Origin of the sequence: Anaeromyxobacter diazotrophicus (assembly GCF_013340205.1) — a bacterium.
GTDB classification, from domain to species: domain Bacteria; phylum Myxococcota; class Myxococcia; order Myxococcales; family Anaeromyxobacteraceae; genus Anaeromyxobacter_A; species Anaeromyxobacter_A diazotrophicus.
The window spans coordinates 255,124-277,415 of record NZ_BJTG01000006.1 but is presented as its reverse complement, the minus strand read 5'-3'; the positions used below and the strand labels follow the sequence as shown (position 1 = coordinate 277,415).

General features: G+C 76.5%; 23 protein-coding genes. 8 read left to right on the top strand and 15 right to left on the bottom strand.

Annotated features, from left to right (window positions below):
• Positions 1-28 precede the first annotated feature (28 nt).
• The 3 genes from HWY08_RS14185 to HWY08_RS14175 are packed head-to-tail and all read left to right on the top strand — an operon-like array spanning position 29 to position 4,295.
• The gene (locus HWY08_RS14185) at positions 29-748 is read left to right on the top strand and encodes an ABC transporter ATP-binding protein (protein ID WP_176066274.1); all 720 of its coding nucleotides are present in this window, start codon (positions 29-31) and stop codon (positions 746-748) included.
• Positions 745-3,111: an FtsX-like permease family protein gene (locus HWY08_RS14180; RefSeq protein WP_235969638.1), complete on the top strand. Its 2,367-nt coding sequence runs from the start codon at positions 745-747 to the stop codon at positions 3,109-3,111. The genes HWY08_RS14185 and HWY08_RS14180 overlap by 4 nt, the downstream gene beginning before the upstream one ends.
• A gap of 2 nt (positions 3,112-3,113) precedes the next feature.
• Positions 3,114-4,295, top strand: coding sequence for an efflux RND transporter periplasmic adaptor subunit (locus tag HWY08_RS14175; RefSeq protein ID WP_176066272.1), 1,182 nt, complete (start codon positions 3,114-3,116; stop codon positions 4,293-4,295).
• A gap of 199 nt (positions 4,296-4,494) precedes the next feature.
• On the opposite strand, the gene HWY08_RS14170 is transcribed toward HWY08_RS14175, so the two are convergent.
• The gene (locus tag HWY08_RS14170; protein ID WP_235969637.1) at positions 4,495-5,439 is read right to left on the bottom strand and encodes a ferritin family protein; all 945 of its coding nucleotides are present in this window, start codon (positions 5,437-5,439) and stop codon (positions 4,495-4,497) included.
• A gap of 142 nt (positions 5,440-5,581) precedes the next feature.
• Here HWY08_RS14170 and senA point away from each other — a divergent pair, with 142 nt between their 5' ends.
• Positions 5,582-6,697 carry a selenoneine synthase SenA gene (gene senA, locus HWY08_RS14165; protein WP_176066270.1) on the top strand — a complete coding sequence of 372 codons (1,116 nt, stop codon included), beginning with the start codon at positions 5,582-5,584 and terminating at the stop codon, positions 6,695-6,697.
• A complete protein-coding gene (gene senB, locus HWY08_RS14160; protein ID WP_176066268.1) occupies positions 6,694-7,641 on the top strand; it encodes a selenoneine biosynthesis selenosugar synthase SenB in 948 nt (315 codons plus the stop codon). The genes senA and senB overlap by 4 nt, the downstream gene beginning before the upstream one ends.
• A 16-nt stretch (positions 7,642-7,657) precedes the next feature.
• Here senB and HWY08_RS14155 read toward each other — a convergent pair whose 3' ends face one another.
• From HWY08_RS14155 to HWY08_RS14090, 14 genes are all read right to left on the bottom strand, one after another.
• Positions 7,658-8,104 (bottom strand): response regulator, encoded by a 447-nt coding sequence (locus HWY08_RS14155; RefSeq protein ID WP_176066266.1) that lies wholly within the window; start codon positions 8,102-8,104, stop codon positions 7,658-7,660.
• A 234-nt stretch (positions 8,105-8,338) separates the two neighbouring features.
• Positions 8,339-9,502: a M24 family metallopeptidase gene (locus tag HWY08_RS14150; RefSeq protein WP_176066264.1), complete on the bottom strand. Its 1,164-nt coding sequence runs from the start codon at positions 9,500-9,502 to the stop codon at positions 8,339-8,341.
• A gap of 55 nt (positions 9,503-9,557) precedes the next feature.
• Positions 9,558-10,277: an oxygen-binding di-iron domain-containing protein gene (locus tag HWY08_RS14145; protein ID WP_176066262.1), complete on the bottom strand. Its 720-nt coding sequence runs from the start codon at positions 10,275-10,277 to the stop codon at positions 9,558-9,560.
• 94 nt (positions 10,278-10,371) lie between these two features.
• Complete coding sequence (gene recO / locus HWY08_RS14140) at positions 10,372-11,145, bottom strand: DNA repair protein RecO (RefSeq protein ID WP_176066260.1); 774 nt, start codon at positions 11,143-11,145, stop codon at positions 10,372-10,374.
• Between the two features lie 5 nt (positions 11,146-11,150).
• Positions 11,151-11,615, bottom strand: coding sequence for a helix-turn-helix domain-containing protein (locus HWY08_RS14135; RefSeq protein ID WP_176066258.1), 465 nt, complete (start codon positions 11,613-11,615; stop codon positions 11,151-11,153).
• Complete coding sequence (locus tag HWY08_RS14130) at positions 11,612-12,379, bottom strand: tetratricopeptide repeat protein (RefSeq protein ID WP_176066256.1); 768 nt, start codon at positions 12,377-12,379, stop codon at positions 11,612-11,614. The genes HWY08_RS14135 and HWY08_RS14130 overlap by 4 nt, the downstream gene beginning before the upstream one ends.
• Before the next feature lie 2 nt (positions 12,380-12,381).
• Complete coding sequence (locus HWY08_RS14125) at positions 12,382-12,828, bottom strand: hypothetical protein (protein ID WP_176066254.1); 447 nt, start codon at positions 12,826-12,828, stop codon at positions 12,382-12,384.
• A gap of 82 nt (positions 12,829-12,910) precedes the next feature.
• Positions 12,911-13,543, bottom strand: a complete 633-nt coding sequence (locus tag HWY08_RS14120; RefSeq protein ID WP_176066252.1) for a radical SAM protein — start codon at positions 13,541-13,543, stop codon at positions 12,911-12,913.
• A gap of 11 nt (positions 13,544-13,554) precedes the next feature.
• Complete coding sequence (locus HWY08_RS14115) at positions 13,555-14,304, bottom strand: lytic transglycosylase domain-containing protein (protein WP_235969636.1); 750 nt, start codon at positions 14,302-14,304, stop codon at positions 13,555-13,557.
• Positions 14,301-14,648, bottom strand: a complete 348-nt coding sequence (locus tag HWY08_RS14110) for a phasin family protein (RefSeq protein ID WP_176066250.1) — start codon at positions 14,646-14,648, stop codon at positions 14,301-14,303. Before HWY08_RS14110 ends, HWY08_RS14115 begins: the two co-directional genes overlap by 4 nt.
• 2 nt (positions 14,649-14,650) lie before the next feature.
• Complete coding sequence (locus HWY08_RS14105; RefSeq protein WP_176066248.1) at positions 14,651-15,133, bottom strand: hypothetical protein; 483 nt, start codon at positions 15,131-15,133, stop codon at positions 14,651-14,653.
• A 254-nt stretch (positions 15,134-15,387) separates the two neighbouring features.
• Positions 15,388-16,476, bottom strand: coding sequence for a quinone-dependent dihydroorotate dehydrogenase (locus tag HWY08_RS14100; RefSeq protein WP_176066246.1), 1,089 nt, complete (start codon positions 16,474-16,476; stop codon positions 15,388-15,390).
• Between the two features lie 24 nt (positions 16,477-16,500).
• A complete protein-coding gene (rimI, locus tag HWY08_RS14095; RefSeq protein WP_176066244.1) occupies positions 16,501-17,016 on the bottom strand; it encodes a ribosomal protein S18-alanine N-acetyltransferase in 516 nt (171 codons plus the stop codon).
• A 5-nt stretch (positions 17,017-17,021) separates the two neighbouring features.
• Positions 17,022-17,729, bottom strand: coding sequence for a hypothetical protein (locus tag HWY08_RS14090; RefSeq protein ID WP_176066242.1), 708 nt, complete (start codon positions 17,727-17,729; stop codon positions 17,022-17,024).
• 145 nt (positions 17,730-17,874) lie between these two features.
• Here HWY08_RS14090 and HWY08_RS14085 point away from each other — a divergent pair, with 145 nt between their 5' ends.
• The 3 genes from HWY08_RS14085 (at position 17,875) to HWY08_RS14075 (ending at position 22,222) form a co-directional block, all read left to right on the top strand.
• Entirely contained in the window at positions 17,875-18,828 is a 954-nt protein-coding gene (locus HWY08_RS14085; RefSeq protein WP_176066240.1) for a DnaJ C-terminal domain-containing protein, read from the top strand.
• Positions 18,829-18,849: 21 nt separating this feature from the next.
• Entirely contained in the window at positions 18,850-19,608 is a 759-nt protein-coding gene (locus tag HWY08_RS14080; protein WP_176066238.1) for a HEAT repeat domain-containing protein, read from the top strand.
• A 91-nt stretch (positions 19,609-19,699) separates the two neighbouring features.
• Positions 19,700-22,222, top strand: coding sequence for a 1-acyl-sn-glycerol-3-phosphate acyltransferase (locus HWY08_RS14075; RefSeq protein WP_235969635.1), 2,523 nt, complete (start codon positions 19,700-19,702; stop codon positions 22,220-22,222).
• Positions 22,223-22,292: the final 70 nt, after the last annotated feature.

The window sequence follows — 22,292 nt, the reverse complement described above, 5'->3', positions numbered from 1 at the left end:
CGGCCCGAGCGCCCATCATCGGGCGGTCATGTCGCGCGAGGTGGGGCGGCCCGCCTTCGAGGCGCGCGCGCTCACGAAGACCTACCGCATGGGCGAGGTCGAGGTCCCGGCGCTGCAGGGGGTGGACCTGCGCGTCTGGGACGGCGAGTACGTGGTCATCCTGGGGCCGTCCGGGTCGGGCAAGTCGACCCTGCTCAACGTCCTCGGCGGCCTGGACGTCCCCACCTCGGGGCTCGTCCGCTACCGGGACCACGACCTGGCGGCGCCGGACGAGCGGCGCCTGACCGCCTACCGCCGCGACCACGTCGGGTTCGTCTTCCAGTTCTACAACCTCATCCCCAGCCTCACCGCGCGCGAGAACGTCGCGCTCGCCTCCGAGATCGCGCCGCGCCCGCTCGCGCCCGAGGACGCGCTCGACCGGGTGGGGCTCTCGCACCGCCTCGACCACTTCCCCTCCCAGCTCTCGGGGGGCGAGCAGCAGCGCGTCGCCATCGCGCGGGCGGTGGCGAAGCGCCCGGACGTCCTCCTCTGCGACGAGCCCACCGGCGCGCTGGACGCGGCCACCGGGCGGGCGGTGCTGGAGGTGCTCGAGCGCGTGAACCGGGAGCTCGGCACCATCGTGCTCGTCATCACCCACAACGCGGCCATCGCGGAGTGCGCCGACCGCGTGGTCCGGATGGCCGACGGGCGCGTGGCCCGGGAGTCGCGGAACGCCTCGCGCCGCTCCCCGCGGGAGATCGCCTGGTGAAGGCGCTCCGGCGCAAGCTGCTGCGCGAGCTGTGGGGCGCGCGCGGCCAGCTGCTGGCGATCGCCCTGCTCGTCGCCTGCGCCGTCGCCACCTTCGTCGGGGCGATGGGGACCTGGCGCGCCCTGGAGCGGGCGCAGGCGGCCTACTACGCGGGCTACGCGTTCCCGCACGTCTTCGCCGAGTGCCGCCGGGCGCCCGAGCCGGTGGCGCGGCGTGCCGCCCTCCTCCCGGGCGTGGCCGAGGTGGAGACGCGCGTCGGGGCGCAGGTCACGCTGGAGGTCCCCGGGCTCGGCGAGCCCGCGAGCGCGCTCCTCACCTCCCTCCCCGACGACGGCGCGCCGCGGCTCTCGCGGCTGCACCTGCGCAGCGGGCGCTCCCTCGCCCCGGACCGCGCCGGCGAGGTCCTGGTGAGCGAGAGCTTCGCCCAGGCGAACCACCTCGCGCAGGGGGCCCGCCTCGTCGCCGTCATCAACGGCCGCCGGCAGGCGCTCACCGTGGTCGGCGTCGCGCTGTCGCCGGAGCACCTCTTCGTCCTCGCGCCCGGCGCGTTCGTCCCCGACGACCGTCACTTCGGCGTCCTGTGGATGGCCCGGACCCCGCTCGCGACCGCGCTCGACCTGAAGGACGCCTTCAGCTCGATCGCCGTCCGCCTCGCGCCGGGCGCGCCGTCCGGGCCCGTCCTCGCGGGGCTCGACCGGCTCCTCGCGCCCTGGGGCGGGCAGGGAGCCTACGAGCGCGCCCGCCACCCGTCCCACCGCTACGTGAGCGACGAGATCGCCCAGCTGCGCGCCCTGGCGACGCTCATCCCCGCCATCTTCCTCGGCGTCGCGGCGTTCCTGGTGGGGGTGGCGCTGTCGCGCCTGGTCGCCCTGCAGCGGACGCACCTCGGCACGCTCAAGGCGCTCGGCTACGGGGACCTCCGCCTGGCGCTCCACTACGCCGGCTTCCCGCTGCTCACGGTGCTGCCGGGCGCGGCCGCCGGGAGCGCCGGCGGCTTCCTCATGGGCGCGGGCCTGGCCCGGGTCTACGCCCGCTACTACCGCTTCCCGGCGCTCCGCTACACCCTCGACCTCGACGTCGTCGCCCTCGCCACCGCGCTCGCGCTCGCGGCGGCGCTGGCCGGGGCGGCCGGGGCCATCCGCAGGGCCGCCCGGCTCCCGCCCGCCGCGGCGATGCGCCCGGAGGCGCCCCCCACCTACCGGCCGAGCGCGCTCGAGCGGCTCGGCCTCGGGCGCCACCTCTCGCCGGCCGGGCGGATGGTGCTGCGCGACCTCGGCCGGCGGCCGCTCCGGACGGCGCTCTCCTGCGCGGGGATGGCGACCGCGGTGGGCGTGATGGTGGTGGCCTCGTTCATGCGGGACGCGACCCACCTCCTCGTCACCCAGCAGTTCGACGTCGCGGCGCGCGAGGACGTGACCGTGGGCTTCACGCAGGTGGTCCGCTCGGCGGACGCGCTGCGGGAGCTGCGCGCGCTGCCCGGGGTGACGGCCGCGGAGGGGTGGCGGGCGGTCCCGGTCTCGCTCCGCGCCGGCCACCGCTCCTACCGCACCGCGCTGGTCGGGCTCGCGCCGGGCGCCAGCCTGCACCGTGTCGTCGACGGCGGCGGTCGGGCGGTCCCGGTGCCGCCGCGCGGCCTCCTCCTCAGCCTGCGCCTGGCGGAGACGCTCGGCGTCGCGCCGGGCGACGCGCTGCGGGTCGAGCTGCTCGAGGGCACCCGCGCCGCCGCCGACCTGCCGGTGGCGGCGACGGTGGACGACCTCCTGGGCGTGCAGGCGACGCTGGCGGCCCCGGCCCTGGCGCGGCTCGCGGGCGACGGCGAGCTCGTGACCGGCGCGTGGCTGGCGATCGATCCGGCCCGGCAGGACGCGCTGCTCGCCCGCCTCCGCGCGGCGCCGCGGGTGGCCTCGGTCGCGCTGCGCGGGCCGACGCTGGCCTCGCTCGCGAAGATGATCGACGACAGCCTCCTCTGGTTCACCACCCTCCTCGGCTTCTTCGCGGTCGTCATCGCCGCGGGCGTCGTCTACAACGCCGCCCGCGTCGCGCTGGCCGAGCGCGAGCGCGAGCTCGCGACCCTGCGCGTGGTCGGGTTCACGGTGGGCGAGACCTGGCGGGTGGTGGCCGGCGCGGTCGGCGCGCAGCTCCTCCTGGCGGTGCCGCTGGGGTGGCTGGTGGGCGCCGGGTTCGTGGGGCTGACCGCGCGCGCCACCGCCTCGGAGCTCATGCGGCTCCCGGCGCTCGTCACCCGCGGCAACTGCGCCGCGGCCGCGCTGGTGGTGCTCGCCGCGGCGGGCGCGGTCGCGCTCCACGCCCGGCGCTGGCTCGCCCGCCTCGACCTGGTGGCGGTGCTGAAGGCGAAGGAGTGATCATGACCGCCCCGCGCAAGCGCCTCGCCATCGCCGCGCTGGCCGCCGCCGGCGGCGCGGCGGCGCTCGCCCTCGCCCTCCGCCCCGCCTCGGTGCCGGTCGAGCTCGCCACGGCCACCCGCGCCCGCCTGCAGGTGACGGTGGAGGGCCCGGGCCGGACCCGGGTGCGGGAGCGGTACCTCGTCGCCGCGCCCGTCCCGGGCCACCTCCTCCGGCTCGCGGTGGCGGCCGGGGACGCCGTGCAGGCCGGCGACGTGGTGGCGCGCATCGTGGCCACCGCGCCGGCGCCCCTCGACGCGCGCACCCGCGCCGAGCTGCGGGGCCGGCTCGCGGCCGCCCGCGGCGCCGAGGCGCTCGCCGGGCGCACGCTGGAGCGGGCGCGCCACGCGGGCGCGCTGGCGCGGGCGGCGCAGGAGCGCGCCCGGGCGCTCGCCCGCGGGGGCTCGCTCGCGCCCCGCGAGCTGGAGGAGGCGGAGACCGCGGCCGCCGAGCGCGGGCACGAGCTGGAGATGGCGGAGGCCGCCGTCCGCCAGGCGCGCGGCGAGACCGAGGCCGCGGCGGCGGCGCTGGCCGCCGGGGGCGGCCCGGGCGCCGCGCCGGTGGAGGTGCGGGCGCCCGCCGCCGGCCGCGTCCTGCGCGTGCTGCAGGAGAGCGAGTCGCCCCTGCCGGCCGGCGCCCCGCTGCTCGAGCTCGGCGATCCGGCGCGGCTCGAGGCGCGGGTGGATCTCCTCAGCTCGGAGGCGGTGCGCGTCGGGCCGGGCGCGCCGGTGGAGGTCCGCCACTGGGGCGGCGACGGCGCCCTGCGCGGCACCGTGCGGCGGGTGGAGCCGGCGGCGTTCACGAAGGTGTCGGCGCTCGGGGTGGAGGAGCAGCGGGTCTACGTCCTCGTCGATCCGGTGGGTCCGGGCTGGCAAGGGCTCGGCGACGGCTTCGCGCTCGACGCGGCGGTGATCGTCTCCGACCGCGAGGGCGTGACCCAGGTGCCGGCCGCCGCGCTCTTCCGCCAGCGCGACGGCTGGGCGCTCTTCGCGGTCGAGGCCGGCCGCGCGCGGCTCCGCGCGGTCCGGACCGGCGCCGCGGGCGAGGCGGCGGTCGAGATCGTGGAGGGCGTCGCGCCGGGCGACCGGGTGATCGTCCACCCCAGCGACCGGCTGGCCGACGGGGTCCGCGTCGAGGCCCCGTGACGCCCCTCGCGGCGCTCGACCCGCCGGCCACCCGCGCTCCCTCACACCCGCGCGCCTCGCGCGTCCCCCCTCACGGAACGGAAGGCGCCGCCGCGGGGTTGGGCTGCTACGGCGCGGGCGAGCGGAGGAGCGCGACATGTCCTCGAGACGGGCGGGGCCGAGCGGGCGCGAGCAGGGCCAGGGCCAGGTGATCCGGCTGCTACCCCGGCGGCGGATGGGCCCCAGCCACGACGCCGTGGCCCTCGCCCTGGCGCTCACCGCCGCGCTGGCCGCCGCGGTCGCCATCTCCGGGTGAGCCTCGGTCCCCGGCGGCGGCCTCGGCCGCGGCGGCCTTCCGGTAACGGTTGAGGTCGCGGACGCTCTCGAAGTGCTCACCCAGGAGCGCCGAGAGGCTGCGCAGGATGGCGCGCTCCACCCGCTCCTCGCAGCGCGCGTCGAAGCGGATCTGCTCGTCGAGCCACCGCTCCAGCCAGGCGGGGTCCGGCAGCCGGCTCTGGACGGTGTCGCGCGGGAAGAGGCCCTTGTTGACGTGGAGGTTGGTCGGGTGGAGCGGCTTGCCCCCCCGGCCCGCGCTGGCCATGAGCACGCCGATGCGCGCGAACGCCGCCCGCGCCGCGGCGCCGTCAGCCGCCAGCGCCCGCTGCATGTAGCGGAGATAGGCGCCCCCGTGCCGCGCCTCGTCGGCCGCGACGAGCTCGTAGATCTGCCGGATGACGGGCTCGGTGTGCCAGGCGGCGGCGCGCCGGTACCAGCGCGTCAGGCGCAGCTCGCCGCAGAAGTGGAGCATGAGCGTCTCGAGCGGCGGGGCGGGGTCGAACTCGAAGCGCACCGCGTGCAGCTCCTCGTCGCTCGGGAGGAGGTCGGGGCGGAACCGCCGCAGGTACTCCATGAGCACGAGCGCGTGCTTCTGCTCCTCGTAGAACCAGATCGACATGAAGGCGGAGAAGTCGCTGTCGTGCCGGTTGTCGCGCAGGAACATCTCGGTGGCCGGGAGCGCGGACCACTCGGTGATGGCGTTCATCTTGACGGTCAGCGCCTGGTCGTCGCTCAGCGCGGCCGGGTCGAACCGCTCCCACGCCACGTCGCTGGCGAGGTTCCAGCGCGCGCGCTCCATGGTCTTGAACAGCTCGGGGTATAGCGCCATCCGGTCTCCTTCCGAGGGGACCCCGGACCTAAGCGCGCCGTGTCTCGGGCGTGTCACCGCGCTCACCCCGCGGGGAGCTCGCCCGGCGGAGCCCTGCTCGCCGCCAGGGCACGCGCGCGCCGCCCGCGGTAGATGTCCTGGCATGCTGCAGGACCTGGCGTCGATCGTGGAGGAGGCCCGCCGCCGCACCCTGCAGCTCGAGGCGGCGGCGGCGGAGAGCGAGCTCGCGGTCCCCCGGCTGGCCATCGTGAACCCGCCGCTCTGGGAGCTCGGCCACGTCGGGTGGTTCCAGGAGAAGTGGGTGCTGCGCCACGCCGCCGGGCGTCCGCCCCTCCGCCCCGACGGCGACGCGTTCTACGACTCGGCCGCCGTCCCGCACGACGCGCGGTGGGAGCTGGCGCTGCCCGGGCGCGCCGAGACCCTGAGCTACCTGCGCGAGGTCGAGCGGGAGGTGCTGGCGCTCGTCGCGGGCGGCGCGGCCGAGCGGTACTTCGTCGAGCTCTCGGTCTTCCACGAGGACATGCACTTCGAGGCGATGGCGTTCACGCGCCAGACGCTGGCCCGCTCCGCGCCGCCGCTCCCGCCCGCGGCCGCCGGTCGCGCCGGCGCGGAGCTCGCCGGCGACGTGCCGGTGGAGGGCGGGACCCGGCTCGTCGGCGCGCGGGCCGGCGACGGCTTCGTCTTCGACAACGAGAAGTGGGCCCACCCCGTCGCGCTCGCGCCGTTCGCGATCGCCCGGGCGCCGGTCTCCCAGGGGCGCTTCGCCGAGTTCGTGGAGGACGGCGGCTACCGCCGCCGCGAGCTGTGGGGCGAGGCGGGCTGGCGCTGGCGCGCCGCCGCGGAGGCCGCGGCGCCGGTGTACTGGGCCCGGCGCGACGGCGGCTGGGCCCGCCGCGACTTCGACCGCTGGGTGCCGCTCGAGCCGGACCGGCCCATGGTCCACGCCTGCTGGTACGAGGCCGAGGCGTGGTGCCGCTGGGCCGGCCGCCGGCTGCCCTCGGAGGCGGAGTGGGAGGCCGCGGCCGGCGCGTTCACCTGGGGCGCCGTCTGGGAGTGGACCGCGAGCGACTTCCTGCCTTACCCTGGCTTCTCGCCCGACCCGTACCGCGAGTACTCGCAGCCCTGGTTCGGCTCCCACAAGGTGCTGCGCGGCGGAAGCTTCGCCACGCCGCGCCGCCTGCTCAGGGCCACCTTCCGCAACTTCTACACGCCCGATCGCCGCGATCCGTGGGCGGGCTTCCGGACCTGCCCCACGTGAAGATCCTCATCGTCACGCCCGCGCCCCGCGGCTCGCACAAGGGGAACCGCGTCACCGCGCTCCGCTGGGCCGCGCACCTGCGCGCCCTCGGCCACCGCGCCACCCTCGCCGAGGCGTGGACCGGGCAGCCCTGCGACCTCCTGGTGGCGCTCCACGCCACCCGGAGCTACCCGTCGGCCGCCGCCTGGCGCGAGCGCCGCCCCGACGCGCCGCTCGTCGTCGGCCTGGCCGGCACCGACCTGTACCAGGATCTCCCCGCCAGCCCCGAGGCGCGCCGCTCGCTCGAGCTCGCGACGCGGCTCACCGTCCTCCAGCCGCTCGGGATCGAGGCGCTCCCACCCGCGGTGCGCGCGAAGGCTCGCCCCATCCTGCAGTCGGCCCGCGCGGTCCCGCCGGCGCCGGCGCCGGAGGGCGTGTTCCGGCTGTGCCTGCTCGCCCACCTGCGCTCGGTGAAGGACGTCTTCCTGGCGCCCGCGGCCATGCGGTTGCTGCCGCCGCGCTCCCGCGCCGAGCTCCTGCACCTCGGCGCCGCGCTCGACGCCGGCGCGGAGGCGCGCGCCCGCCGCGAGATGGCCGCGAACCCGCGCTACCGCTGGGCGGGGGAGCACCCGCGCCGCGACGCGCTCGCGACGCTCGCGGGGAGCGCGCTGCTCGCCGTCACCTCCCGGCTCGAGGGCGGGGCGAACGTGGTCTCCGAGGCGATCGCCGCCGGCGTGCCGGTGCTCTCGACGCGGGTGGACGGCTCGGTGGGCGTCCTCGGCCCGGACTACCCGGGCCTCTACCCCGTGGGCGACGAGGCGGCGCTGGCGGCGCTCGCGCTCCGGGCGGAGGAGGACGCGGGGTTCCTGGGCGAGCTCCGCGCGCGGGTCCAGGCGCTGCGGCCGCTGGTCGACCCGGCGCGGGAGCGCGCGGCGTGGCGCGCGCTGCTCGCCGAGCTGCGCTGATCCAGGCCGGCCGCGCTCACTCCGAGACGAGTCGCGCCAGCTCCCGCTCGAGGAGATCCGGCCGGAACGGCTTCGCGAAGGTCCGGTCGGCGCGCACCGGCGGGTCCTCGTCGAGGTAGCCGCTCGCGACGATCACCCGGCGATGGGCGTGCTTCGGCTGCGCGCGCAGCCAGTCGAGGAAGGCGCGCCCGTCCATCCGCGGCATGGTGAGATCGAGCAGGATGAGGTCCGGCTCCAGGCCGGCCTGCAGCAGGTCGACCGCGTCCACCCCGTCGGCCGCCTCCACCACCTGGTAGCCGCGCAGCTCGAGCCACTGCGCGATGAGCTGCCGCAGCTCGTGCTCGTCCTCGACCACCAGCACCCGCGCGCGGGCGTCGACGTGCCGCTCGGCGTCGGGCGGGAGGTCCCGCTCCGGCTCCGGGTGCGGTGAGGCGGGATGGGCGTGAGGGTCGGCGGCGAGCACCGCTGCGTAGCATGCAGCGTGGCGCCCGGAGCGGCAATGACCCGCCTGGCTGCCCGCGCCCTGGGGAGGCGCGCGCCCGCCCGGCCTCACGGCGGCGCTCGGTCGGGTTGATCGCGGCGGCGCCGCCCCGCCGTGAGATCAGGTCCGGCGCCTTCGGCGCCTCACTTGCGGGGGGAGAACTCTCCCCCCGCAAACACCCCCCATCGCAAGCGTCACTTCGACTGGGCTGCGCCATCACACCACGATCGGGTCGTCCGGCAGCTCGGTCATCCGCTCGCCGCCGCCCTCCCCGACCGCAAAGGTGTTCTCGATCCCGATGGCGCCCAGGCCCGGCAGGACGAACTTCGGCTCGACCGCGACCACGTGGCCCAGCGCGAGCGGCGCGTCGAACCCTGGCGCGAGCACCGGCAGCTCGTCGAGCTCGAGCCCGACGCCGTGGCCGACGAACCGCGCCTGCGCCCCGGGAGGGCCCATGAACCGGTCGCCCAGGCCAGCCTGCTCCGCCACCTCACGCGCCCGCGCCCAGATCGCGGAGGGGACCTCGCCGGGGCGGAGCCGCCGCCGCACCTCCTCCTGGATGGCGAGCGCGACCTCGAACGCGCGCGCCAGCTCCGGCGCGAACCGGCCGCAGACGGCCATGCGGGTGAGGTCGGTCACGTAGCCGCCCTTCATGGCCGTGTAGTCGAACAGGATGGGCACGTCGGGGGGGATGGGTTCGAGCGAGGCGCCGAGCGGCGAGGACGCCGACAGCCCGCGCCCCGTGACCGGCCCGTCGAAGTAGCTCGGCGCGGTGGACGAGCCGGGGGCGAGGGCGAACCCCATGAAGAACTCCTGGTTGAACCCGCGCAGCCGGGGGCTGCCCTCGTTGCCGCCGCGCCGCAGCCGGTACTCGACCTCGGCCGAGAGATCGACCTCGCGCAGCCCGGGGCGCAGGAACGACGGGATCTCCCGGTAGACGCCGGCGAGCAGCGCCGCCGTCTCCCGCATCCGCGCGAGCTCCCAGCGCGACTTCACGCTCCGCTGGGCCCGCAGCGGCGCCGAGACGTCGACGAGCTCCGCGCCGAGCGCGCGCGCCCAGAACCGCTCCACCGCCCCGGGCACGGCGTCGAAGGTGAACCCCACCCGGCGGGGCGCCCCCACCGCCGCCGCCAGCTCCTTCGAGGGCGGGAAGGGGCGGACGTCCGGGAGCGGGCTCTCCTCCCGCGCCCGGGCCAGGCTCTTGCGCACGAGGAGGAGCGCCTCGCCCTCCGCGGCCACCCACAGCGCCGCGTTCTGGCGGGTGCCGGAGAGGTAGAAGACGTCGGTCGCGTGCGCGAGCAGCGCGCCGTCGAGGCCTTGCGCGCGAAGCGTCGCGCGGAGGGCCTCGAGCCGGTCGCGGCATTCGGTGGCGGGGGTCATGGGCGAGGCGACTATACGACGGCGGCGCGCGTCCGAGGCGCCGCGCGGACCGGGCTCAGGTCCCCGCCACCGCGTCCGCGAGCGACCGCAGGAGCTTCGCCCCATCGCCTCGCCAGGCGGCGCCGTGCATGCACGCGAGCGTCCCGGGGGCCGCCCCGGCCAGCCGCTCGAGGGTGGCCCGGGTCGCGGGGGCGTGCGCGTAGTAGTCGAGCTTGGCCCGGAGCGCCTCCGAGGGCCCGAGGATGTCGCCCTCGACGAGCGCCGCGGGGCTCACCCCCGGCTGCGTGAAGAGGTCCCCGCAGAAGAGGGTCCGCGTGGTCAGCTCGGAGAGGAAGCCGCAGTCCCAGCCGTGCGGCACGTGCGGCGCGTCCCACCACATCACCTCGTGGCGCCCGAGCTTCAGGCGCTCGCCATCGCCGAGCGGGCGCGGCGGGCGCAGGGCCAGGTCGCCCACCGAGGTCATCGCGCCGATCCTGCTGCAGACGGCCTCGGCGCGCGGGGCCGCCGCCAGCAGCTCGTTGAGCGCCCCGCACTCGTCCTGCTCGAGGTGGGAGAAGGCGACGAAGCGCAGGCGCTCGATGGGCAGGACGCGCGCGATCGCCGCGCGCACCGCGGGGAACATCCGGCAGAGCCCGGTGTGGAACAGGAGCGGCTCGTCGTCGGCGACGAGGTACTGGTTGAAGCTGAAGCCGCCCGGGATGGCGGGGGCGGGCGTGCTGATGCGGTAGATGCCGTCGGCGATCTCGTCGAGCGCCGTCTCGCTGCGCGGGTCCATGGCTCCTCCTCCGCGCCGCCGGGGCGCGCCCGGAGACCACTTAGCAGCGCGCCGCGCCCGGCGCGCTCCCGGAGCGGGCCGCTCGGCCCGACGCTCACCCGCCGAGCAGCGGCCCGACCTCGTCGAGGAAGCGCCGGCTCGCCAGCCGGCCGCCCAGGTGGTGCTCGAGGAAGGCGGAGAGCGCCTCGCGCGCCTCCACGCCGGCGCCGGGGGCGAGCGGCTCCGCGCCCGCGAGCGCGAGCCCGCCCTCCTGCAGCCGCGCCAGCGCCCGGAGCGTCGCGGCCGCCAGGCGCGGCGCGGCGGGCGAGGCGCGCGGCGCGCACCCCGCGCAGAGCGCGCCGCCCTGGGCGGCGTCGAAGGCGAGCCGCCCCTCCGCCTCGAGCGCGCCGCCGCAGCGGGCGCAGGCGCCGAGGCGCGGCATGAGGCCGGCGGCGCCGAGCGCCAGCAGCTCGAAGGCGCGCAGCGCCGTCGGGTGCGCCGGCCCGGCGTCGAGGCGCGCCAGGTACTCCACCAGGAGCCGCAAGAGCTCGCGATGGGGCTCGGCGTCGCGCACCAGCTCGCGGGCGAGCTCGCAGGCGTAGCCGGCGCAGGCGATGCGGGCCAGGTCGCCCCGGATCGCGCCGAAGCCGCGCTCGACCGCCACGCTCTCCAGGGAGACGAGGTCCGCCCCGCGCCGCTCCCGCGCCTCCGCCCGCAGGAGCGTGAACGGCTCGAGGGCGCCGCCGAACCGGCGCCGCGACGCGCGCGCCGCGCGGGCGAAGGCCGAGACCTTGCCGCGCTCGGCGGTGAGCAGCGTCACCACCCGATCCGACTCGCCATAGTCGACGGTGCGGAGGACGACGCCGGTCAGCTTGAGCGCGTCGGCCACCGGCCTCACCGCCCCGGCGGCGCGGGCGCGTAGGGCGCGCGCTCGACGGCGCGCGGCCGCTCGAGCTTGAGCGGCGCCCGCTCGCGCGGCGGGTCGAGCAGGAGGTACGCCAGCAGGGCCAGCGCCAGCAGCACCACCACGGTCCCCACGGTGAGCGCGGCCCCCGGCAGCGGGCGGCGGACGGGCGCCTCACCCTGCGGCGCCTCCGGCCCGACCACCTCCTGCCAGCGCAGGACGACGTCGTCCGCGTCGAGGCCCACCGCCGCGGCGTAGGTGCGCAGGTAGCCGAACACGTAGGCCTTGGGGGGCATCCGCTCCGGGTCGCCCGACTCGAGCGCCTCGATGACGCCGGGCCCGAGCTTGGTGAGGCGGACCACCTCCTCGCGCGGCAGGCCGCGCAGCTCGCGCTCCTGGAGCAGCCAGCGTCCGAACGCGCCCGCCGCCGCCTCGCCGCCCCGCGCCTCACTCATTGCAGCGCCTTCGCCTCCTGCCGGCACTGCTCGGCCATCGGCGCGTCGCCCGCCACCGACTCGCAGCGCTCGAAGGCGGCCCGCGCCTGCTCCGGGTCCCCGGCGCGCATCTGCGCCAGCCCGAGCTGGAACCAGGCGTCCGGCACCTTCTCGCAGAGCTCCGTGTAGCGCTGCAGGCTCGCCAGGGCGTCCTTCACCTTGCCCTGCTCGAGCTGGATCTGCCCCAGCGCGCGGTGCCCCTGGCAGTAGCGGGGCGCGTTCGAGAGGCAGGTCCGGAGCTCCGCCACCCCCTCCTCGTGCTTGCCCATGCGGTAGAGCGCCTGGCCCTTGTTGCAGCGGGCCACGTACGCCTCGCGGTAGGACACGTTGCCGAGGGCCTGGTCGAACTCCCCCACCGCCAGCTCGAGGCGGCCGGTCTGGGCGAGGAGCTGCCCGAGCGCGTTGTGGGCGTCGGAGAAGCCCGGGTCGAGCTGCAGGGCCCGCCGGTAGTCGGCCTCGGCCTCCGGCAGCTTGCCGAAGTACTGGTACACGATGCCGCGGCCGAGGTGCGCGGGCGCGTGGCGCTCGTCCTGCTGGAGCGCCTCGTTGAACTCGCGCAGGGCGTCGTCGCGCCGCCCCCCCTGGAGCGCCTCGGCCCCGAGCTGGAAGTGGATCTCGGCGGCCTCCCGCTCCTTGCGCGTGGGGGCGCTGGCGCAGGCGAGCACGGCGGCGAGGAGGAGCGCGCCGGGGACGAGGAGCCGGCGCGAGGCGGAGAGGGAGGTCATGGTCAGAAGCTCGCCAGCAGCCGCGCCAGGGCGGCGGGGCTCGTGACGCGGTCGGCCGGAGCGGCGCGGGGCGCCGAGAAGAGCGGGACGCGCTCCATGGCGAGCGCCTGCTGCTCGGGGGCCATGCCGCGGAAGTTGAGGTCGTCGAGGATGAAGCCCATCGACTCGAGGAACTGCCGGCCTTCGCTCTCGGCCGCGGCGTACTGGCCGCCGGGGAGGCGCGGCGGGGCGTGCGCGTAGATGACGTTCTCGCCCGCCGCCGAGAGGAAGAGCGAGGCGAACACCGCGAAGCTGCCGTCGGCGTTCCGCAGCCCGCACAGGTAGGCCTGCGCGGTCTGGGCCGCCTTGCCCGGGATGGAGATCTGCGGCTGGTTGATGCTCTCGAGCAGCGACACGACCTGCTCGCGCGACGCGGGGAGGTAGCCGAGGCTCTCGTCGGGCTGGAACACGGCCAGAGTCGTAGCGCCCTCTCGCTTCCACCGTCAAGCGCGCGCGGCCGCCGCGCCCGCCAGGCCGCGGGCGGGCGGGGGCCTACACCCCGCGCGCGTCGGCGCCCCAGACGATCTTGTGCAGCTGGAGGTTCAGGCGCGCCTCCACCCCGCTCTCCAGGATCCAGCGCGCCAGGTCCTTCGCCTCCACCGCCCCGTGCACCGGCGAGACGAGCAGCGGCACCCGCCCGGCGAGCTGGTGCCGGCGGATGACGTCCAGGCTCCAGCGCCAGTCCTCCTCGGAGCAGACGACGAACTTCACCTCGTCGTGCGGCCGCAGCCGGTCCAGGTAGCTGAGCTCGGTGGCCACCTCGCCCGAGCCGGGCGTCTTCACGTCGACGATGCGCACCACCTCGGCCGGCAGCGCCTCGGTGGGGCGCTGCCCGTGCGTCTCGACCGTCACCTCGTACCCGCGCGCGAGCAGCTCCGCCGAGAGCTCCGGCAGCTCGCGCTGCAGGAGGGGCTCGCCGCCGGTGAGGAGGACGAGCTTGCACGGGTGACGCGCCACCTCGGCCAGGATCTCCGCGCGGGAGAGCTCGCGGCCGCCGTGGAAGGCGTAGGCGGTGTCGCAGTAGCCGCAGCGGAGGTCGCAGCCCGTGAAGCGCACGAAGACGCAGGGCCGGCCGGCCCGCGTCCCCTCGCCCTGGAGGCTGAAGAAGATCTCGGTGACCCGCATGCCGGCGGATCTTAGCGCGCGGCCTGCGGCGCCGCCTCGGGGGCGACGGCGCCGGCCGCCGGCTCCTCGGGCGCGCGGCGCGGCCAGCCGCCGAGAGCGGCCACCTGCGGCCGCGGGCGGCGCTTCAGCCGCTGCAGCTCACCGGCCACCTTCTGCGGGTAGACGAGGAAGCGATCCGGGACCTCGCCGTCCTCCTCCAGGTAGCGCAGGATCCGGTTCGGGCCGGCGTTGTAGGCCATGAGCGCGAGGTCGGTCGAGCCGAAGGCGCGCACGAGCCGGCGGAAGTAGCGCACGCCGGCGCGGACGTTCAGCACCGGATCGTCAGGATCCTCGCCGTCGAGGCGCGAGCGCGCCGCCTCGTGGCGGAGCGTCTCCGGCCGGAGCTGCATGAGGCCGCGCGCGCCGCGCTCGCTCTCGGCGACGTGGTCGTACCCCGACTCGACCGCGATGACCGCCAGGACGAAGAGCGGGTCGAGCGAGGCGGCCTTGGCCTCCTCGTAGATGACGTCGGCGAGCCGCGTCCGGTCGCTCTCCGGGAGGCCGGGCATCTTCTCCTGGAGGGTCTTCTCCAGGGTGGCGAGCCAGCGCAGGCGGTCAGGGGTCGGGCAGGGCGAGGAGCCCCCGCACGCGGACGAGATGAACGTCTCGATGCGCGGCAGGACCGGAAGCTCGCCCATCGTCCCGGGCGCCGCGGTGACGGCGGCGCCCACGGCGACGGCGATGAAGGCCCCTGCGCAGCCCCTGACGGTCGGTCTCCTCACGCGTGCTGATCCTCCTTCGGCGCGGCTCGGGCGGCGGCGAGGCCGTCGAGGCGGGACGACAGGGCGTCCACCCGGCGGCGCAGCTCGTCGATCTCGTCGCGCGAGGGCAGCTTGAAGCGGCCCACGGCGCGCTTCACCGCCTCGTCGATGGTGCGCTCGATCTCGCGGCGCTGAGTCTGCAGCCGCTCGGTGAAGTCGCGCGCCTGGCGGCGGACGTCCTCCGGGCCGAACCCGGTGGCGTCGGCCACCTTCGCGAGCACCTTTTCGGCCTCTTGCTCGGCGGCGTCAAGCCCGACGAGCGCCTGCGACCAGGCCACCTTGAACCTCTCGCGGAGCTCGGTCATGGCTAGGCCCCCGCCGCGCGGCGCTTCGGCGACTTGCGCCGGGCCGGCTTGTCGCCCTTCTCGAGCCGGCTGGCGAGCTTCTCCAGCTCGCGCGACAGCTCCTCGACCTCGGACCGGGTGGCGACGCCCAGGAACGCGACCGCCTTCGTCTGCAGGTCCTCGAGCCGCTCCATGGCCTCGGCGCGGAAGCTCTCGGCCCGGCCGCGCAGCTCGTGGGCCCGCGAGAGGCCCTGGTCGCGCAGCTTGGAGACGCGCCCCTTGAGCTCGTCCACGCCTTTCCAGTCCTGCTTCGAGAGCCGCTGCACCAGCTCCGCCACGTCCTTGCGGCTCTCGCGCCCCTTCTCGACCAGGTCCTTCAGCACGCGCTGGGCTTCGGAGTAGACGCGCTGCGCCTCCTCCTCGAACTCGGCCAGGCGCAGCTGAGCCGCGTCGAGCGGCTCGCGCAGGAACTCCGGGACCTTCATGTTGCCGTGCTTGTCCGCCATGACCTCACCTCACCTCTGGAAGGCATCCCTCGCCAGGCACGCCCGCTGCGTTCCTGACACCCCCATCATTGCGCATCGCGTCATGCCCGTCCAGCGGGAGGGGCCAGTGTATGCCTGCTCCCCTGCCCTGCACGCATCCAGAAGTGGCCTCCTCCTGGAGTACATGCAAAGCCCCCTCCTGGATTCCCGCCCCCGGGTACGGGACACGGAAAGGGGCGGCCATCCGGCCGGTAGGACGCCTCTTTCCGGGTGAATCAGCGCCCGGTCGCCCGGACGTCAGCGCCGACCGCGTCGGAAAGTCGGGAGAATCCGTCCCGGCGGAGCAGCGCCTCCAGGTCGCGCAGCGCGTCTCGCACGAACGTGGGCCCGCCGTAGATGTAACCCGTATAAGCCTGAACCAGGGTCGCCCCGGACCTGACCCGATCGTAGACGTCTGCGCCCGTCATGACGCCACCCACCCCCACCACCGGCAGGCGCGCCCCCGCCCGGGCGTGGATGCGCCGGATCGCGCGCCGGGCGAGCGGCGCGAGCGGCGCGCCGGAGAGGCCGCCCGCCTCGCCGGCCCGCGGGTGGGAGGCGACGGCGCCCGGGCGCTGCAGGGTCGTGTTGGTCGCGACGATCCCGGCGGCGCCGGCCGCGAGCGCCACGTCCACCGCCTCGTCGAGCGCCTCGTCGGACAGGTCGGGGGCGAGCTTCACGAGGAGCGGCCGCGGGGTGGCGAGCGCGCGGGCCCGCGCCGCGCACGCGCCGAGCAGCCGCTCCAGCGCCGCGCGCTCCTGGAGCTGCCGCAGGCCCGGGGTGTTGGGCGAGGAGATGTTCACCACCAGGTAATCGGCGAAGGGGTGGAGCCGGTCGATGCAGGCGAGGTAGTCCTCCTCGGCGCGCTCGTTGGGCGTCACCTTGTTGCGGCCGACGTTCACGCCCACCACCCCCGGCCGGTCCTCGGGCGCGAGCCGGGCCAGGCGGGCCGCGCAGGCCTCCGCCCCACCGTTGTTGAAGCCCATGCGGTTCAGGAGGGCGCGGTGCTCCGGGAGCCGGAACAGCCGGGGGCGGTCGTTGCCCGGCTGCGGCCGCGGGGTGAGCGTGCCGATCTCGACGTGCGAGAAGCCGAGCGCGAAGAGCCCCGGCGCCACCACCTCGCCCTTGTCGAACCCCGCCGCCAGGCCGAGCGGGTGCGCGAAGCGCAGGCCGAGCGCCTCGACCTCCAGCGCCGGGCGCGGGCGGCGCCGCAGCCGCCGCGCGACGGGGCGCCAGCCGAGGGCGCGCAGCGCGACCACGGCCAGGTGGTGGATCGTCTCCGGATCGAAGCGGAAGAGCAGCCAGCGGAGGGCGCGCCACAGCATGCCCGGCGTTCTACGACGGCGCGCTCACAGATCCAACAGCATCACGATCGCGTCCTCGCCCTCGTCGGCGTAGTAGTTGGGCCGGATCCCGACCTGGCGGTAGCCGAGGGCGCGGTAGAGGGCGATGGCCGAGGCGTTGGAGCGCCGCACCTCGAGCGTGGCCAGCACCGCACCGCCCCGCCGCGCCCGCTGCGCGGCCTCGTCCATGAGCGCGCGCCCGACGCCGCGCCGCCGGGCCTCGAGCGCGGTCGCGATGTTGAGCACGTGCAGCTCGTCGTGGACGAGCCAGAACACGATGAACCCGAGGATCGCCTCGCGCGCCACGCCCGCCCGGCCGTCGCGCAGCTCGGTCGCGAGCAGGATCGTCGACCAGTCGTGCACCATCTCCCGCCGGAGCAGGTCGGCCGACCAGGGGTGGGCGAACCCGTCCTTCTCGATCTCCATCACCCGCGCCAGGTCGTCGAGCGCCATGCGCCGGAAGGCGAACGGCGCCGGGGCGAGCGGCGCGGCGGGGCGGTCGGGCTCGACGGGGCGGCGCATGGCGGTCAGCGGCGCGCCTGGCGGGCGGGGAGCGGGGTGGGGGCGGGCGCGAGGACGCTCCCGGGCAGCTCGCCGAGGAGCCGCACCTCGCCGCGCGCGCGCACCTCGCGCACGAGCGCCCGCGCCTCCTCCGCCATGCGCTCCCGGGTGGCTTGGGCGCGGGCGACCTCTCGATCGCGCGTCCCGAGCGCGGTCGCGTGCTGGTCGAGCCAGGCCGTCAGCTCGGCGTCGGAGAGCTGCCCGGCCCGCGCGACGCGGCTCTCCAGGTAGCGGCGGGCCCTGAGCGACCGCGCCAGCGCGGCGCCGACCTCCTCCTCCACGAGGTCGCAGCGGCGCAGGAACTCCCGGTAGGCCGCCGGGCTCGCGAAGCGGGCGGCGAAGCGCGCCAGCTCGGCCTGCTGCTCCGCCGCGTCCACCTCCAAGACTTGAAGGCGCGCCGCCTCGTCGCCGAGGAGCAGCTCGTCCACCAGCGCCTGGAGGCCGGCGCGCAGCGCGGCGACGTCGAGCGGCCCCTCCGCCGCGAGCAGCGCGCCCCGCGCGACCAGCGCCACGCGCGTCTCGCCCTCGAGGCGGGTGAGCGTCACCACGTGGGGCGCGCCGGCGGCGCGGCCGCGCACGACCGCCACCACGCGCTCCACCTCCTGCCCCGCGGGCGGGGCCGGCGGGGCGGTTCCGGCGGCGAGCGCCACCGCGGCGGCGAGCGCTCGCAGCATCCCGACATTGTAGTCGGGCGCCCCCGCCCGGGCGAGCGCGGCGCGCCCCCCCGCGGCCGGGCTCCTGCGGAGCGGGGACCCGCCGGGCCCGGGCGGCACGCGACGTGCAATTTGACCTGGCCACCCCCCGCGTTACCTTCCCGGCGTGCCCGAGCGAGACCTGTACGACGTGCTGGGGGTGGCGCGCACCGCCACCGCCGACGAGCTCAAGAAGGCCTATCGCCGGCTGGCCAGGAAGTACCACCCGGACGTGAACCCCGGCGACAAGGCGGCCGAGGAGAAGTTCAAGGAGGTCACCGCCGCCGCCGAGGTGCTGAACGACCCGAAGCGGCGCGCGCTCTACGACGAGTTCGGCGCCGACTCGCTCCGCTCGGGGTTCGACCCCGGCAAGGCCGAGCAGTACCGGCAGTGGAAGCGCCAGGGCGCTCCGGCCGGCGGCATGCCCGATTTCGGCGACTTCCAGGAGGTCCGGGTCGGCGACTACGGCAACTTCGACTTCGGGTCGCTCTTCGAGGAGCTGTTCGGCGGCCGGGCCGGGCGCGGCCGCGGCCGGCCGGTCGGCCCGCAGGAGGGCGCCCACGCCGAGGCCGAGCTGACGGTCGACCTGCGCGACGCGGTGCTGGGCGCCGAGCGCGACGTCCGCCTCGACGGAAAGACGCTCCGGGTGAAGATCCCGCGGGGCGTCGACGACGGCTCCACCATCCGCCTCGCCGGCCAGGGCGCTCCGGGGCGCCACGGCGGCCGCCACGGGGACCTCTACCTGCGTGTCAAGCTGCGCCACCACCCCTGGGTGCGCCGGGAGGGCAAGGACCTGTACCTCGACCTGCCGGTGACCGTCCCGGAGGCGGCGCTCGGGGCCGAGGTGACGCTCCCCACCTTCGAGGGCCCGGTCCGCCTGCGCGTGCCCGCCGGCTCGCAGACCGGCAAGAAGCTCCGGCTGCGCGGCAAGGGCCTGCCGGCGCTGCGCGGCGACAGCCGCGGCGACCTGTACGTCACCGTGAACATCGTCTTGCCGGAGCACACCCCGGCGCTCGAGCGGGCCGTGAAGCCGCTCGAGGCGCTCTACAAGGCCGACCCGCGGGCCGGCATCTCGTTGTAGATAGGCCTGGGAGGCGTCACCTTGGGATTTCTCGACATCTTCGGCCGCAAGAGCGGCCCCGGGGCCCTGCGCAAGCAGGCGCAGAAGGTCACGGAGAAGTACGGCCCGCCGGAGAACCGCCAGAAGGTCATCCAGCAGCTGGCCGAGCTCGGCACGCCGGAGGCGCTGGGCGTGCTGTGCCAGCGCTTCACCATCCGCGCCGACCCGGGCATCACCGACGACGAGGAGAAGGAGAACGTCCGCCTCATCCTGGTCGAGGCCGGCGAGAAGGCCGTCGCGCCGGTGAAGGCGTTCCTCGAGACGCAGGAGTCGGGCGTCTCGTGGGGGCTGCGGGTGCTCACCTCGCTCACCTCGCCGGCGGAGGTGGCCGAGACCGCGCTCCAGCTCCTGCGGCGGCTCGGCGGCGAGTACACGCGCGACCCGGAGAAGAAGCTGGTCCTCCTCTCCTGGCTGGCCGAGCAGCACGGCGACCTCACCGAGCACGCCGGGCCGGCGGCCTCGCTCGAGGAGGCGGTGCTGCCGCTGCTCGAGGACTTCGCGGACGACGTCCGCATCTCCGCCGCGCGGCTCCTCGCGCGCCAGCCGCTGACGGAGCGGACGCGCGAGGCGCTCCTCGCGCTGCTCGAGCGGGACCGGGACAACGCGCGCGTCCGCGGCGAGGTGCTGCAGGCGCTCGCGGAGCTCGGCGCCGACGTGAAGGGCCACCGCCCCGCCGTCGAGGCGCTGCTCGTCGAGCCGTGGTACCTCGATCGCGAGGGGCACGTGAAGCGGCGCGGCTGACGCCGCGCCCCGTCGCGCGCGGCGCCGCGCGTGACGCGCCGCACCATGCGCCTGGCTCGACTCGGCGAGGCCGCCGAGTAGGATGCGACGCGTGCGCGACCCGCCCAGCTCCCAGCTCGCCGCCGAACGGCCCGCGGCCCGCGCCAGCCTCCTCGATCGCTGGTTCAAGCCGGTCCAGGTGCCGCTCGAGGCCGGGCGCGAGCTCGCCGACCTGGCGCGCCAGGGGAGCCTCGTCTTCGTGATGAGGTCGGCCGGGCTGCTCAACTTCCTCTATCTCGCCTGGCTCCTGCGGCAGCTCCGGCTGCCGCCGCTGCGCGCCGCGCTCGGCCTCGGCGGCTTCCTCTCCTGGCTGTTTCGGGTCCGGTCAGGCCCGGCCGCGCTGGCGGCCGCCGTCGAGGGCGGCGACGCCTCGCTGGTGTTCCTGCGCGGCGCCCGCGGCGAGGACCCGTTCCCGGCGCTGGTCGCGCTCCAGCGGCGGCTCGGCCGCCCCATCCAGCTCGTCCCGGCGCTGCTCGTGTGGACGCGCCGGCCGCAGAAGCTGAAGCCGACGCTGGGGGAGATCCTGTTCGGCACCCCGGATCAGCCGAGCCGGCTCGCCAACGCGCTCGGCTTCGCGGCCAACCGCCGCCGCGCGGTGCTGCGGCTCGGGCGCGCCTCCGACCTGGCGGCGTTCGTGGCGGAGCGCGCCGCCGAGGGCGACGCGGTGCTGGGGCGCAAGGTGCGCGGCGCCGTCCACCACCACCTGGCGCGGGCGGTGGAGGCCGTGGTCGGCCCGCGGCTGAAGAGCCCCGGCCGCGTCCGCGAGCAGGTCCTGCGCGACCGGGCGCTGCGGGCCGCGCTGGCGGCCGAGGCAGCCAGCACCGGGCGCGCGCCCGCGGCGGTGGAGCGCGAGGCCGAGCGCGACCTCGACGAGATCGCGAGCCGGTACGCGCCGGCGCTGGTCGAGCTGCTGCGCCCCGTCCTCGCCTGGCTCTTCGGGCGCCTGTACGACGCGGTCGACGTCGACGAGGAGGGCCTGGCGCGCGTGAAGCGCGCCGCCGGCGAGACGCCCATCGTGCTCTGCCCGAGCCACAAGAGCTACGTCGACTTCCTCGTCCTGTCCTGGCTGCTCTACGAGCGCGGCATGACCGCGCCGCACATCGCCGCCGGCCTCAACCTCTCGTTCTGGCCGTTCGGGGCGGTGGCGCGGCGCGGCGGGGCCTTCTTCATCCGGCGCAGCATGCGAGGCGATCGCATCTACACCGCCACCCTGCGCGCCTACGTGAAGCACCTCCTCCGGCAGCGCGTGCCGCAGGAGTTCTACCTGGAGGGCGGGCGCAGCCGCTCGGGCAAGCTGCTCTTCCCCAAGACGGGGCTCGTCTCGATGGAGGTCGACGCCTGGCTGGAGGAGGCCGCCGACGACGTGCTGTTCGTCCCGGTCGCCATCGACTACGAGCGGCTGATGGAGGCGAAGAGCTACGCGCGCGAGCTGGCGGGCGGCGAGAAGGACCGGGAGAGCTTCCGCGGGCTGCTCCAGGCCAGGAAGGTGCTCGGCCGCCGCTACGGCCGGCTCACGGTCCAGTTCGAGCGGCCCGTGTCCTTGCGCGCCTTCGCCGCCGAGCGGCTCGGGCCGGAGGGCCGGGAGCGGCTCCTCGCCGCCGGCGCGGCGGACGCGGGCGCGGCGCGGCGCCAGCTCGTGCAGGGCCTCGCGAGCCGCATCGCCTGGGGGATCGACCGCGCCAGCACCGTCACGCCCTCCGGGCTCCTGGCGACGGCGCTCCTCTCGCACGTGCGCCGCGGCCTCCCGGCCGACGAGCTCGCCCGGCGGGTGGCGCTGCTCCGCGCCGTCGCGGCGCGCGACGGGGCTCGGCTCGCGCGCGGCCTCGCCGACGCCGAGGCCGACCCGCGCCGGCCGGGTCCGGTCGCGGACGCGGTGGCGCGGTTCGAGGAGGAGGGGCTCGTCCGCGTCGAGCGCGCCGCCGGCCAGGTCATCTACCAGGCGGTGGAGGAGCGCCGCGCCCAGCTCGACTACCACAAGAACGCGGTCCTGCACCGGTACGTGGCGCTCTCGCTGGTCTCGGGCGCACTGCGGGCGAGCGGCGGCGACGCGACCCGCGCCGAGCTGCTCGCGCGCACGCACTGGCTGTCGCGCCTGTTCAAGCTCGAGTTCATGTACCGGGTGGGCGCGCGGCTCGAGGAGACGTTCGCGGAGACGGTGGTCGCCCTGGCGCGGCTCGGCGCGCTCGAGGTGGACGGCGAGCGGCTCCGCGCCGGTCCGGACCGGGAGACGCTGGCGTTCCTCGCCGACCTCCTGCGCCCGTACCTCGAGGCCTACCTCATGGCGGCCGAGGTGCTCCTGGCCTCGCCGGCGGGCGAGGGGCCGGCCGATCGCCGCGCGCTGGTGAAGGCCGCGCTGGAGCACGGCCGCGCCGCCTACGCCGCGGGCCGCCTCGCGCTGCGCGAGTCGCTCTCGAAGGCGACGCTCGAGAACGCGGCCGAGTGGCTCGAGCAGCAGGGCGCGCTGCCGGGCGCTGCGGTTGGGCGGGACGAGGCCGCGGCTTCGGCGTCGGCCGCATGGCGCAACGCGGCAGGCCCCGAGGTCGTGCGCGAGATCGAACGACACCTCGCGTCTTGACCGCGATCACGGGAATTCCCCCTTCACACCGTGTGTGTCATGGAGGTACTGTGACATTTCACCGCGCTGC